Origin of the sequence: Bacillus sp. JNUCC-21, from assembly GCF_041222765.1 — a bacterium.
GTDB classification, from domain to species: domain Bacteria; phylum Bacillota; class Bacilli; order Bacillales; family Bacillaceae; genus Bacillus; species Bacillus velezensis.
This window is the reverse complement of record NZ_CP166019.1, coordinates 1,466,534-1,482,292: the sequence shown is the minus strand read 5'-3', so window position 1 is coordinate 1,482,292 and position 15,759 is coordinate 1,466,534. Positions and strand designations below refer to the sequence as shown.

Annotated in this window: 2 protein-coding genes; both read right to left on the bottom strand. The window is 44.2% G+C overall.

Going from position 1 to position 15,759, the window contains the following annotated elements; translation table 11 throughout:
• Positions 1-12: 12 nt before the first annotated feature.
• Positions 13-7,017 carry an SDR family NAD(P)-dependent oxidoreductase gene (locus tag JNUCC21_RS07685; protein ID WP_369878716.1) on the bottom strand — a complete coding sequence of 2,335 codons (7,005 nt, stop codon included), beginning with the start codon at positions 7,015-7,017 and terminating at the stop codon, positions 13-15.
• On the bottom strand, positions 7,010-15,718 hold the full coding sequence (locus JNUCC21_RS07680; RefSeq protein ID WP_369878715.1) for an SDR family NAD(P)-dependent oxidoreductase: 8,709 nt from the start codon (positions 15,716-15,718) through the stop codon (positions 7,010-7,012). Before JNUCC21_RS07680 ends, JNUCC21_RS07685 begins: the two co-directional genes overlap by 8 nt.
• Positions 15,719-15,759 lie beyond the last annotated feature (41 nt).

Genomic DNA, 15,759 nt, shown 5'->3' with positions numbered 1-15,759 from the left:
CTTTTCTTTTCTTTATAATTCTTTGAAATCAAGTAAAGGAATCAGCAATTCTGACTCTTCCTTTTCTGGAGTTTCTCCATTGTCGATCCAGCATTGTTCCTTATTGAATATAATCGGAGAAAGCGGGTGTCTTTTTGTCTCTCCATATCCTAATGTGAGATGGCTGTCGCTCAATATCATATGTGCGTTCGTGCCCCCGAATCCAAAAGAACTGATTCCGGCTCTCAAAACCCCTTTTCTGGGACGCCATTCTTTTAAAGACGTGTTCGGAAAGAATGGCGACTGATCAAATTTAAAACGCGGATTTGGCGTTTTACAATGTAATGTCGGCGGGAGCATCTGATTTTTTATGGATAAGGCAACCTTTATAATACTCGCTATCCCCGCTGCGCTCATTAAATGTCCGAAATTCGTTTTTACGCTGCCTACTCCGCAAAATTGCGTTTCTTCCGTAACCTCCCGGAACACTTCTGTCAGCGCTTTTAATTCAATCGGATCTCCTATCATCGTACCGGTGCCATGCGTCTCGACATAACTGAGAGTATCTGCATCAATTCCGCCTTTTTTCAGGGCTTTTTTTATCACTGCGCTTTGCGCTTTCGGATTAGGTGTTGTCATTCCCATTGTCTGTCCGTCATTATTAACCGCGGATGAGTCAATTACCGCGTAAATTCTGTCACCTTCGGCAAGGGCGTCATCAAGTCTTTTCAAAAGGACTGCGCCGCATCCCTCTCCCGGTACAAATCCATCTGCCTTCTCATCAAATGTATGACACTTTCCTTCAGGTGAAAGTGCCCGAGCCTCACTCAGCATGACGTAAGGTTTTTGATCCAGCAAAATGTCAACTCCGCCCGCAATCGCCATATCTGACTCTTTTGACATCAGGCTTTGACAAGCGAGATGGACGCTGACCAATGAAGAAGAACAAGCCGTGTCTACAACCAGATTCGGTCCTTTCAGATTAAAAAAGTGTGAGATATGCGCGCCTATGAAATTTTGTCCTATACCCACGATCGTATTTTTTGAAGGGGAACCTATTTTGGACATAAACGTCCCGGTTCGCGAACCGATGAAGACGCCGACTTCTTTGTTTGATACTTCTTCTTTTGTATAGCCGCCGTCTCTCAATGTCTGGACACTGACCTCAAGGCATTTTTTGATTAACGGATCAAGCTCTGATGCCTCACTTTTGTTCATATTAAAAAACGCGGGATCGAAAGACTCAATATCTTGAAGAAATCCGCCCCACTTACTGATACTTTTTCCCTTTTCATAGGTGTCAGAGTAGTATGAAGAAATATCCCATCGCGACGCCGGGACTTCGCGGACACTATTTTGTCCTTTCTTCAAGTTTGTCCAGAACGTTTCTGTGTCCGGAGCATCCGGAAACTCACAGCCCATTCCGATAATAGCGATTTGGTTCAGACTGGTTTGTTGTATTTGAGATCCGCTGTCCCGTACTTCGGAAGCATTTTGATTTATATGTTGCTCTTTTTTCCGAACCTCAATGTTTTCTGAATCAATTTGAGGACTGATCCCCTCACTTGCAAATAATTCGTTTAAATAGACGCCCAGTTGTGAAAAACTCGGATACTCCAGAAAAGCTGATGGTTCAATTTTTATTTGAAATGCATCTTCCGCTTTTTTGACAAGCTGAACCAGTAAGATTGAATCAACTCCGTAATCCGCAAAAGACGTATCCTGATCTAAATTCCCGTAAGGTATTTTCAGCTCCGCAGAAAAAATCTCCATTAACTTCCTAATTATAGCTTCATTGTCTCCCTGACCAGAAATCACTTTTTCCTCAGCATCCGGGTTATTTTTAGCAGCTTGAATTCTTGTCTGGAGCAGCTGCTGCAGCATGAACTTCTCCGGATGTGTCTTTGCCGGTATAAGGCATGGGTATCCGTTTATCGTCATCATTTCATCCAGCATGGCAATACCTGTTTCTGTTGAGTGTGAAAGTAAACCAAGTGCCTGATATGATGGACTTGTCACCTCGCCCATCCCAATGTCCTTCCAGCTCGGCCAGTTAATTGATTGATAATATGTTCTGCCGGCTGCATGCTGATACGCCGCAAAGTAATCCATAAAAGCGTTCGCTGCGGCATAGTCACTTGTTCCGGCGCCTAATAAAGGAAAGGCGCTCGCAACAGATGAAAACAAAATGAAGAAATCAAGTTTGTCATCAATAAAAATGTCATGAAGTACCTGCATCCCCTGCACCTTTGGCTCAAATACTTCTCTTATTTCTTTATCAGATTTATGAATAAAAGCCGGATTCGAATGATTGGCTGCACCAGCGCAATGAATGACCCCGCCGATTTTGCCGAACTTCAGTCTCACCTCTGAAAAGAAGCGTTGTAATTTTTCTTTTTCCGTGAGCGGCCCGGAATACACTTCCACCTGAACTCCCTTTTGATCCAACTCATGCAGCAGTTGTAATTTCGAATAAAGAGGTGACTTTTCATCGGTGTCTTTTAACATGCCGGCTATTTTATCAGATTCCGGAAGGTCGGTTACTCCCATCAACACAAGTTTTTTGACTCCCTTGCCGGCATAATGTCTGGCAAGTTCTGCTCCGATCCCTCTTGTTCCCCCTGTAATAACCAGGGTTTGATCCGTACGGCATACCGGCAGGCCGGATAGTTTCCGGTTTATTTCCGCTGCATGTAATTTTTCGACGTATGGAATATAACGTTCACCGTTCCGGTAGCAGATTTCACTATACAGCCCGTCAGCGCAAGCTTCATCTGTGATTACCTGTCTCAATTCCGCCGCAGTCCCGACATGCCCGTCTACATCTATTGTTTTTGATTTTATCTTTTGATACTCCGCACTCAGCATTTTATATAGTCCGGCTGTTTCGGCTCCGGCTAACGACGGCTTGTCATTCAGAAATGTCTGCAGCCCTCTGGTCACATGTAAAACGAAAAGCTGTTTACGTGTCTTTATGATTTCCTGCAGCAGTGTCAGCTTCCCGATTGTGCCGGTGTGTGCCCCGTTTTGATCACTCCGCAAATCTGACAGGTCAATCATGCCGATGATTTCCGGATTTTCTTCTATGACTGCTAGAGCCGTTTTTTTGGCTTCCCCATTTGAATGATCCCAGTTATCTGCGCAAATGACAGCGGGTTCAATCAGAGGATCTGAATCAAACAATTCGAATGCAAGCCGCTCACTTTCACTATTAGCCAGGATCATCACCTGTCCTTTCGTAAAAGCGGAAGGCGCAGCCTTTTGTTTTTTCCACGATTTTTTTAATACATCAAATGATAAGTCAGTCGGTGCATGGGGCAGACTCTGCGGTACACCTGTTTTTTTCTGTTTCTGTGCAGCTTTTGCGGCAGGCACCCAATATCTGTTCCGTTCAAAAGGATATGCGGGAAGAGAGATAAGCTTCGGTAATTCCGCAGTGTACATCTCTTCCCATTGAACGTCTCCTCCGTTCACCCAGTGAATGGCCATTTCTCTTGCACTTTTAAAGTGGGCGGCTGACAGGGCATTCTTTTGACCAGCGCCTCGGCGGGCCTTTCCCCTATATAAACCGTTTAACTTATGATCTGACCGCAAATACATCATCAGCTTATTGCGAAGATCGTCAATGCTGCTAACCTCAACAGCGAGCCGCTCTTCCATAGCGTTTCTCCCGGTCTGCGAAGTGTACGCGGCATCAGCTAGTGACGTTTTTGGCTCCAGTTCATTTATATATGCATCAATTAAGAGTCTGAGCCGTTCTTCATTTTTGGCAGAAAGCAGAATAATTTGCGTCTTGTTGCTCTTTACCGTTTCCATCTTTTCTTCATTCTTATACTCTTCGATGATAATGTGGGCATTAGATCCTCCAGCGCCGAAAGAACTGATGCCTGACCTTCTGGCTTGATTTTGCGGCGTCTCCCAATCAGTCAGTTCAGACTGCACGTAAAACGGTGTTTCCTCAAAATCAATATTAGGATTTAAGTTATCGGAATGAAGGGAAGGAGCAAGCTGTTTATACTTCATTTGCATCAGCACTTTTGTAATAGAAGCAATTCCCGCCGCAGCCTCTAGGTGTCCGATATTTGACTTAACCGAACCAATTGCACAACGATAATCGCTTTTCGAGCTGTGCAAAGCTTTGGTTAAACCTGAAATTTCAATCGGGTCTCCCAAAGATGTCCCGGTGCCATGCGCTTCAATATAACTTATGCTGTCTGCATCAATCCCCGCCTTATCAAGAGTTTCACTGATGACGTTTGCCTGCTCGCCCGGATTTGGCACAGTGTATCCGTTTGTTTTTCCGCCGTGATTTACAGATGTTCCCTTAATCACACCGTAAATCCTGTCCCCGTCAGCCTTCGCGGCAGAAAGCGATTTCAAAAGAACGGCCCCGACTCCTTCTCCCGGCACATATCCGTCTCCTCCCGCTCCAAAGCTTCTGCAGCGCCCATCGCTTGAAACAAAATGATTTTGGGAAAGTAAAGTATATTTATCCGGGTGTAAAGATAAATTCACGCCTCCGGCAATAGCGAGGGTGGATTCTCCTCTTTTTATACTTTCACATGCAAAATGAACAGCAGAAAGTGAAGAAGAACACATTGTATCAATTGCAAGGCTGGGTCCGTGCAGGTCAAAGAAATATGACACCCGGTTTGCGATAGACGAATAAGAAGACAAGAGCGCCTGACGTTCCTCATCATCTGAAGCACCGGCTGCAAATAACTGATAGTGGCTGTAGGTGACACCGACAAATACACCTGTCTTATGCCGTTTCAACTTTTTCTTTGTGTAACCCGCATCTTCAAACGTGTGCCATGCCGTCTCTAAAAATAACCGTTCCTGAGGATCAATTAACTCGGCATCACGAGGCGAAATTGAGAAGAACAGCGGATCGAATTTATCAGCGTCTTTTATAAAACCTCCCCATTTGCTGTCATGACGGGCATTGTCACCTGTGTGATAATATTTCCGAAAATCCCAGCGCTCTTTCGGTATTTCCGTTATGCAATCTTTTCCGGAAGAAATATTTTCCCAAAACTGTTCCACATCTTTCGCCATCGGGTAGCGGCCGGCTATACCGATAATTGCAATATCTTCCTCGGAAGGTGCGGATGGTATGCGGGAAACGGAAAGCTTCTCTCGTTTCGCCGGCGCCGAATGATCAATTCGCTGTTCGGCTGCCGGTAAAAACGCCTTCTGCAACTCATGCTGATAGTGTTCAAGAAAATACTCTGACAGCTCTTCAACACTGCTGTATTCAAAGAAAAGAGTCTTAGACACTCTTCCAAAATACTTTTCCAGACGGGAGTTAAGACCTAAAATCGTTAGAGAATCAATTCCGTAACGGTCAAACGTATCCTCGGGTAAAATACTGTCCGCCGGTCTTCCCGTTTCCGCTCCGACGATCTCTGTCAAAAGACGGACCGTTTGCTTTTTCAGATCTTTTTCATGTAATTGCGGCAGATTACTGTTGTTTTCAGGCACAGTCTCTATCTTTTTATGGTCAGTTGAGAGTAATTCACTTATTCTATCTTTGTCTCCGCTGATAACAGCCAGCTGAGAAGCAGAGCGGCTCATACTGTCCTGAAAAGCGGCAAGCCCTGCTTGGGCGGATAAAAGTTCCAGCCCTGCATGTCTTAAAGCCTGCAGCTCTCCCGGCCCGACTGTCATATTGCCCGCATCCCATAACGGCCAATTAATAGAAAGTGTTTTCCCGGGACGTCCCTTAATGCTTCGATACTGGGTGAATCCGTCCATACATCCGTTAGCGAAGGCGTAGTCGCTTTGACCCGCATTAGGCAGAACGGCCGAAAGGGATGAAAACATAACGAAGAAATCTAAAGGCTCTTCTTCAGCTGCTTTATCCAGCCAAACGGTTCCGAATACTTTAGGCGCTATAACTTCTTCTATGCTTTCTTTCGTTTTTTTTATGATAAATGCATCCTTAACAAGTCCGGCACTGTGCAAAATTCCGTTTAATTCTCCGAATGTCTGCTTAATGTGCTTAATCAAAGCGTCCGTCTCTTTTTCCTTTGAAATATCTGCCGGGACATATAAGGCTTCAGCGCCGAGATTTTCAAGAGCACTTAATTTTTGCGCCGTTTCACGGGAGGCCGGGGAACGCCCGGTTAATATCAGCTTGACTTCTGCCTGTTTCGCCAGATATTCAGCAAACAGATACCCGAGACCGCCGGCTCCTCCCGTAATTAAATACACACCGTTCTTTTTTACACTGAAACTATGTTTCTCCCCATCTTCTTTTTTTACTCTTTGAAGCTGCCTTTTATAATAATGCCTCGGCTCATAGCAGGTAAAGTGGTCCGTTTTACATTGGTTGTTCCATTCAAAAGAGATGACATCTGCAATATGCTGCTTTGTAAACGGCTCGTCAAACATTGATTTCAGCTCTGCAGCCTTACATGTGAAATTCGGATTTTCGGCCTGTACGGTCTTAAGAAAACTTTCAACCGCGTTATAAATCGGCTGAACCTCGCCCTCGGCATTTTCATACAGATACAAAATTTCTGCTTTCGGACAAAGTTTGTTCGCCATGAAGGCCTGAAACATTTGAAACAAGGAATACAGACTTTTATTGAGCTGCTTTCTCATTGCATCTTCCGTATTTTTGAAGAGCCCGGCAGCTAAAAAATGAATAATATGGCGGGGTCTTATATTTTGAGAACGCAGAACCCCGCATAACGCATCATAATCCTCACCTTTTGCAAAGTTCATTGTAAAACGACCGTTCCGGCAATCTTCGAAACGCTCGCCGGAAGTCACGTAAATGAAAGGCGCCTCATAACCTTCAAGCTGTCTCTTCATTACGGTATACATGCTGTCGTCTTCGCAAAAAAATAAAATTGGCTCTTTCGTATGCGGGAATTTTTTACTGCCTTTAAATTCATGTCTATCCCATACCATTTCATATAGATGGGTTGTCCCCAAGCTCTTAATTAATTCCAGCCCTTCTTCAGGCGTCAGGCTGCATTCTTTCACCTTTTTCACGATTTGCTCAATTTGCATCGTTTTTTCATTCATGGAAAAGCAACTCCTCTATCAGCTCTGACGTCTCTTTCGTATTCATCTCACCTGTTTGTGCTTTTTCAAGAAGCGACATGATTTCTCCATCTGCTGTATCTTTATTTGAGTTGTGAAGCTCAGTGTTCGAGAAAGCCTCAGCCTTCTGCGCTTCATCTTTATTTAAATGAATCCAATGTCTGTTCTTACTGAAAGGATAGAGAGGAAGAGACAGTTTAACCGGTTTGAGTTCCTCCTCATACAAGTCTTCCCAGCTGATTTCACAACCGATCGTCCACAACTGAGCCAGTTTGGCCGGCTTGTTTTGCTGAATCAGTGATTGTACATATGCATGACCTTCGGGGCCGCCGAATAAAGGAGCGTACAGACTATCAAAATCCGTTACATTTCCTTCATAAACACCTTGCAGCCTGCTCCCCTGGATGTAACCGTTTAATTTTTCAAGAAGATCTCCTGTATTCGAGCAAGTGATCGCAAGGCGGCATTCAAATGGTTCCCTTCCGGTTTGCAGCGTATATGCTATTTCTTCAAGACTGATTCCGGACTTCTCTCTAAAATTGCCCTTATACGGTTTATCAGCTGATCGATTCCGGATGCTGCTGATATAGCGGCACAGCTCGCTCAGTGTCTTTAATTCCTGAAATATGTCAAGTGATATTTCTGTGCCGTACATTTGGTTTATAAAAGAGATTAATTCGGAATAAGCCAACGGATCAAATCCGAATTCCGAAAGAGGTGTCTTTGCATCTATATCTGCGGTATCTAAACGCAGGATACCCGCTGCCGCTTCCCGAACCGCCTCTTGCAAATCACGTTCCTGCACCTCTTGCTGACTGAATTGAACTGATAGTTCTTCATGTAAAAACGTTGTTAACTCTTTGGCTTTAACCATCAGTCTTTCCTTTGTTTTGGCCGATAGAACAATGATTTGTTCCCGCTCGCCAGTTACTGCTTTATCTTGTCCGTATTCAAATTCTTCCACGATGACATGAGCATTTGCCCCGCCGAATCCAAAGGAACTGACTCCGGCACGGCGCGGAATTTCATTTCCTTTTCGATCTATTAATCTGGCCCACTTCATAGTTTTATTGACAATATGAAACGGTGTTCCGCTTAATTGAATGTAAGGGTTCAGTTCCTTGACATGAAGTGTGGCAGGCAGTGTTTTATACTTCATGGATAGTAATACTTTAATCAGCCCCGGCATTCCAGAGGCGGGCTCTAAATGACCGATATTCGTTTTTACTGAACCGATGCCGCAATATTGATCATGATTCTTTCCTGGATGCGGCTCAAAAGATCCAAACGCTTTTTTCAAGCCTTCAATCTCAATCGGATCTCCCAGTTCTGTCCCGGTTCCGTGTGCTTCAATGTAAGATATCGTATCAACAGGAATATCGGCATTTTTGTAAACAGACGTTAACAGTTCTGCCTGAGCTTCCGGGTTCGGAGCGGTCAATGAAGCAGATCTTCCTCCGTGATTTGCTCCGGTTCCTCTCAGAACTCCGTAAATATTGTCTCTGTCATTCATTGCCGCTTGCAATGGTTTCAATAACAGAACAGCTGCACCTTCACCGCGGACATAACCGTCGGCAAGTTTATCAAACGTCTTACACCGGCCGTCCCTAGACAAAATACCGAGTTTATCAGTATACATATGCGTGACTGGATCTAAAAGCAGCGAAACCCCGCCTGCTACCGCCAGCTCACTTTCACCATTTTGAATCGAGCGCACAGCTCTGTGGATTGCTACAAGACTGCTTGAGCAGGCTGTATCAATGGACTCACTCGGACCTCTGAAATTAAAATAGTGGGATACACGATTGCTGATGAGCGCCTGGCTGTTTCCGGTTCCCGCAAACGCGTGCGCCCCGTCCGAATGCCTCATCAGCAGCTGGCGGTAATCATTAAATTGAATGCCCGTAAACACCCCGATATTTTTGCCAGACAGCTTTGAAGCTTTGTAACCCGCATCTTCTATCGCTTTCCAGGTTTCCTGCAAATAAATTCTGTGCTGAGGATCCATGAGTTCTGCTTCCCGCGGATTAATATTGAAAAACGCCTCATCGAATTTATCGGCATCTGTGATAAAGCCGCCCCATTTCGAATATACTTCGCTGCTTCCTTTGCCTTCGGCGTATTTTTTCCAATCCCAGCGATCCGGGGGAATTTCCTGAATCAAATCTTTTTCATTGATTAAATTGAGCCAAAACTCATCTGCATTTTTTGCTCCCGGAAAAACACAACTCATCCCGATAATGGCAACTGGCTGCTTCTCCGGATGATGGTCAGCCTGTCTTGTTGTCTTTTTTTCAAACGGAAAACTTCGCGGCGGCTTCACGGTTTTCCCGGTGGTTTTCCCAGCGTGCACTACTTTCCTTTTTTCAGAAATGTTTTTTTCTGCATCTGTATTCCCTTTTGCAACAGTACGCAGTTCACTGTTCAGAAATTCTGAAAGAGACTTAATATGGCTGTAAGTAAAGAAAACGGCAGGTGTCAGCTTTAGTTTGTATTTTTTATTCAGTCGGACAGCTAATGTTTTCAAACTGATAGAATCAAAGCCGAGATTGCCGAAATTCTCTGCCGTATCCAGCTGTTCAATGTTAATTTTCAATAATTCCGATACCATTTGCTTCAGTTCTTCCAGGACATTGTCTGTATAAGCCGGTGCTGTATAAGAAATTTCCTCTTGACGAACCGGAAGCGTATTTACTTTTTGATGCGGCAGATCTTTTCTTGCTGGTGTCGTTTCGGCATCCCCGGTAACAACCGAAATTTGCGGGCAGTCACTTGCCAAAATCGTCTCAAAAGCCGCTATCCCTTCTTCCGTTTCCAAATAATCAAACCCGGATGCGGAAAGATATGCTTCTTCAGCTTCTTTGTTTAAATGCATTCCGCCTTTACGCCACAACGGCCAGTTAATCGAAATGCTCTTGCCTTGTCTCTCTTGCCGGCGGCTCTGTTCGGATCTCCAATTTATATATTGATCTTGAAAATAATTGCCCAACGCATAGTTAACCTGTCCAAAATCTCCGAAGACCGAAGAAATAGAAGAAAATACGATAAAGAAATCAAGCGGCTCATCTTTCGTTAATTCATCTAAACATACCGTGCCTTCAATTTTAGCAGTCATGCCATCTGAAAAATCAGCCAGATTCATCTCTGTAAATAACCGATCATCGGCATGACCAGCTGAATGAATAACGCCTTGAATAGAGCCCCAAGTCCGTTTCGTTTCTTCTATGACCCGCCCCATCGTCTTTTGATCTGCGGCATCAGCTTGATAATATACCGCATCTCCTCCAAGCGCCTGCAGCCGGTCAATGTTATGGCGTTTATCAGCAGTTAACGGTGACCTTCCCGTCAATACTAATTTTGCTTGATATTGAGAGGCCAAATATTTTGCGAAAATCAGGCCCAGACCGCCCAAACCGCCCGTTATGAGGTAAATCCCTTCCTGTTTCAGCTGATGAGAGTGCTCTGTATGATTGAACACATACTCCTTTAATGTCTTAACATACCTCTTGTCATTGATATATTTAACTTCTTCAGCCTGCCGTTCCACGCCTGAAACCATTTCGTTAAGACAAAATTCAGCCATTTTTTCAATTGATATACGTTCTGAAAAACCGATTGACTTCACATTCTCTGCGGATGGCACCAACATATTTGCCGTTTTTAAACAGCCTGCAAGAGCGCCCGTATACGGATCATTCACGCCTTCTTTAAAAGAGTGAACAAGAAGCAGAGAATGAAGATAAAGAGAGGCGTCACTGCGGGCGCTCAGGGCTTTTAATAAATAAAAAATTGATTCCAGGCCGCTGAGAAGGCGGTCACCCGCGTAAAATGTTTCTCCCGTGTGCAAGATGACATCAGGAGCAACCCCCTTTTTCTCCAATTCTTCGAATAAACGAATGTAATCTGAAGTCACTTCCGGGTTTACACAGAATGTCAGCAGATTTTGATCGGTCTGCCGCTGATCCGGCGTGACGAGAATGACACGGCTGTCTGATTGATTTTTCAGAGCTTCAGCTAATGCTTCATCTTTTGCAAAGACCAGAATTGTTTTTGGCTCCCTATCTTTGATTTCAATCAGAGGTTTTTTTTGATCCCACTTATGCTCATAAAAACGTACATTTTTATTAGGCTTTTCGCCAAAAACCAGCCCGCTCAGCTCCATCAAAATCCCGCCGGCATTGTCTAATACATACACATCATAAGCCGAATCGCTTTCTTCAGTTTGTTCTGCATATACATAAACGGGTTCAGTCTCATGATCAAAAATCGTACATTCTTTAATGTTTTCCGGGAGCTCTCCGGCATTTTCCCCCGCAAGGTATATGACGGCTTGATATACGCTCTCAATAACTTCCGGTTTGATTATGCACCCTTTCGGCCCGGCCTTTGCTTTTATTTTTAAAAGTACCTGTCCGTTCCTGCTGACGCAGTACTCTGCCGCTTTCAGACTGTCACTGCAGCTGTATCCGAATTCGGCAAGCCGCTGATAAAACGCTTCGTACGGTATGCGGTCTGCGCGCTGAGACAGAAACGGCTCAAGATGAACATTTCCGTTCTCGTACGCCCCGCCTTCTAATTCGAGCCGCCCTGAGGAATAAATGGATGAGTCGCTCTGTTTTTCTATAGAATACGATGCACCCTGATTATCCGGGGTTAATACAATCCGGATCTGCTCATTGCTTCCGCTTTGTAACATCGGTTCTCTAAAGGAGAGCTCTGTTAATTTAATAATCGGATTCCCTGAAGCCATCGCTCCGGCAGCTCTCGCCATTTCAATCTGGCTGAGAAACGGAAACATTTCCTTGTCTTGATACTTTGTTTTTATATACAAACCGGTATCGCTTACATTGATAAGAAACTTCTGTGCTTTAAAATCAGATATATTGCATGAAATGTAAGGATGCAGATCGTTATTAACGTTCATCCGGCGGCTTCCCATATTTTGCGCATCTATTCTGCATAGCTCTTTGGCAAATGGATATCCGGGTGCTGATACCCGTCTCAGAGTGTCATCTTTATAAAGTGACGGCCAATCTACCCCGTTACCGCCAACCCAGTATTCAGCAATCTTCAAAAGATCCCTGTTTGCGGCTGCTTCTTCAATTTCAACTTTATTCATCCTTTGAGCTTCTGTTGTGTCTTTGCCGCTTGTAAAAATATGATCCGTCGCGTTTCCGAGAATGTAGTCTTTCAGTCCTTTAAGCAATTCATCTCTTGTGGAGGCGATAACAGCCAATCTTTGCGGCATTTCTTCTCTGCCGGTTTGTAAAGTAAATGCTGTATTTCTAAGTGTTTCTAATGGATAATCTCTGGCTGCTATATGTTCTTTTGCGCTTTTTGCATATTCTGCCAGCCTGTCGGCATTTTTTGCAGAAAAAACAAATAAAAGCTGTTCAGGTTCTTCAGCCGCGAGAGGAGAGATAGCTTCATCCGCAAATTCTTCTAAAATAACATGGGCATTAGCTCCTCCTGCCCCGAAAGAACTGATTCCGGCACGCCTGGGAACGGATGACTCCCATTTTTCGGCACTGTCCGGTACATAAAAAGGTGTTTTTTGAAACGGTATATTTTCATTCAATTCAGCAGAATGAGTCAGTGACGGAACAATCGTTTTATGTTTCATTTGAAGAATAACTTTCGTAATGCCCGCTATGCCTGCAGCAGCCTCAAGATGTCCGATATTTGATTTAATCGATCCGATCGCGCATGTTTTCTTATCGCGTTCGGCATCTGAAAATGCTCTGGTCAGACCGGTAATTTCAATCGGATCTCCTAAGGCGGTGCCTGTTCCGTGAGCTTCTATATAGCTGATGCTTTTTGGATCAATAAATCCTTTTTTTAAGGCTCTCGTAATGACCTCACTTTGAGCTTTGGGATTCGGCACGGTATATCCATTCGTCTTAGCACCGTGGTTGATGGCTGTTGCCTTAATAACTGAATAAATCTGATCACCGTCCGCAATAGCCTTTTTTACAGGTTTCAGCAGCACGGCACCTGTCCCTTCTCCCGGCACATAGCCGTCTCCTCCGGAACCGAAGCTTCGGCACCGGCCATCACTGGATAAAAATCCGCCTTGAGTCAGGAGTTCATATTTATGAGGATGAATGGATAAATTGACGCCTCCTGCAATTGCAATTTCACATTCATTCCTGATTAAACTTTCACAGGCAAAATGAACAGCCGTTAATGATGAGGAACACATCGTGTCCAAAGCAATACTTGGCCCGCTGAAATTAAAGAAGTACGATACCCGGTTGGCGATTGATGCATACGAGGAAGAAACGGCCGCTTCGTGACCAACGCTGTACAGCTGATATTGGCCGTACATAACCCCTGCAAAAACACCGACGTTTTTTCTTTCAAGCGTTTTCTTTGCGTACCCCGCATCTTCTATGGTGTGCCAAACCGTCTCTAAAAACAGTCTCTCCTGCGGATCAATTAATTCAGCTTCGGCAGGAGAAATATTAAAGAACAACGGATCAAAATGATACACATCGTCAATAAATCCCCCCCATTTGCTTTGGTTTTTTACTTCGTCGCCCGCTGCAGGCTGATAGTGCAGCCCCGAATCCCACCGATCCTCAGGTATCTCAGTTATACAGTCTTTACCGTTCAATAAGTTTTCCCACAGAGTATCAAGATCATTTGCCATCGGGTAACGTCCGCTGATACCGATAATCGCGATATCATTGTCATGATACTTCTCCTGCTGCACCTGATTTTTCATCTGGATTTTCTGTTTCCCGTTAACATCGGCTGTCTGTTCATGATCTTTTTTCTTCTGTGATGGGGTGCTGCTCCCGTTTTCTCCTAACCGGAGTTTATGAAGAAGAGTATCCCTGTGCTCCTCAACGAAATACTGTGACAATTCTGCCGCAGTCTGATATTCGAATAACAGCGTTTTTGAGAGCGCGCCGAAATGTTTTTCAAGCTCATTCGTCATATTGATAATCATAACGGAATCAAGTCCGTATTTTTCCAATGCCTCTTCTGCATCTATTTTGTCCGCAGGCATCCTGAATTCTGCAGCAATCACTTTTATGATGAAATCAGATGTTTCAGCTTTCAGTTTCTCTGAATCAAATGATTCGATATTTCTCCCTGTTCCTTCATCTGCCTGTCTATTGTCTTTTCGTTCATATAATTGCTGAACATGATTGTCAATTTGCTCATCTCCATAAAATACAGTAAATTGCGAAAAACCGGAGGACAATGCGACTGCAAACGCTTCTTTACCTTCCTCTTTTTCTAAAGGATAAAAACCCGCGTTTTTCATTGTCTCTACCGTGCGCTCATCCACTTGCATGCCGACTTCTTTCCACAGCGGCCAGTTCAGAGAGAGAGAAATCGTATCAGAATCCTGGGCAGAACGCATATTCATGAAATGATCCATATAACTGTTTCCGAACGCGTAATCAGATTGCCCGACATTTCCCAACACTGCGGAAGTAGAGGAGAAGCAAATGAAAAAGTCAGGATTTTCTTTCTCAACAGCATCATTCAGCCACATCGTACCCAATACTTTCGGTCTGATTACCTGATCGAATTCCTCTCGTGACTTGTTAAGAAGGAAAGAGTCACGGATGATTCCCGCGCCCTGAATGACCCCGTTTACTTTTCCATAAGAAGTTTTGGCTTTTTTGACTACATATTCGGCTTCTTCCTTATTGGTAATATCAGCCTGAACATAAAGAGCTGAAGAACCGGCATCCTCTAATCGTCTCAGCTGTTTTCTTATATGATCTGAAAGCGGAGATCTCCCCGTTAAAACAAGGCAGCATTTTGTTTGAAAAGCCAAATATTCTGCAAAGGTAAATCCTAATCCGCCCGCGCCCCCTGCGATAATATATACTCCATTTTCTCTCAGCGGCACATCTCCGCTTCGAGAATTTTTTTCGGGTTCATACATTTTGAGCTGTTTAACATAACGCTGCATGTCTTTATAACGGATCTCTACATCTGAAGGCTGGAAATCACTCAGCTCATTGCGTATGATATCAGCTGCGTGAACGGCTGCTATTGACTGCTCCATCTCAATGCTTTTTGCTGAGATTAACGGATTTTCCAGCTGCAATGTCCGCAAAAATCCGCTTGCCGCCGCGTAAAGAGGCTGTTCTCCAGAAAGATGCGAAAAATATCCATATAACAGTTTGATCGGTTTGCGGCAGTTATTTTTGAAGAGCGCCTGTTGTAGTAAAAACAAAGAATAGACTCCGCTGTCGCATTGTTCACGAATCGCTCTCTCTGTCTTTTCAAACGGCATGTCTGACCACAAATGCACCGCTTCCCGTATATCTGACTTCTCTTCTTCTATAAGCCATCCTAACAGGTTTATGTAATCTCTTTCAGAGCGGGGGTCGATTTCAAATACACCGTCCCCGGTTTTTCGAAACTCTTTCCCCGGCTTAACCAAGATAACCCTTGTATCATGCAATGCAGCAAGTTCTTTACTCACATCTTCATTTTTATCAAATAATAAAAGGCTGCCCTCACGTCGGCCGCCTTTTACATGAATATTGAGATCTGTCCGCTGCCAGACCGTCTGATAATATATCGCCTGTCCGTTACCCCCTGCGGAATGAGAACCAAGCTGCTGTATCCGCTTTACTCCTTCTTCCAAAGAAATGTTGCCGCTTTCTATGTCAGAAAGTACTTTTTTTCTAATATGACGGGCTTCTTTCATAAAAATCTTCATCCCCTTTACAAATGGCACTGCCGCAAAAT

Coding starts and splice junctions, on each gene's coding strand:
- JNUCC21_RS07680 (WP_369878715.1), bottom strand. CDS start 15,718: ATGAAAGAAGCCCGTCATATTAGAAAAAAAGTACTTTCTGACATAGAA.
- JNUCC21_RS07685 (WP_369878716.1), bottom strand. CDS start 7,017: ATGAATGAAAAAACGATGCAAATTGAGCAAATCGTGAAAAAGGTGAAA.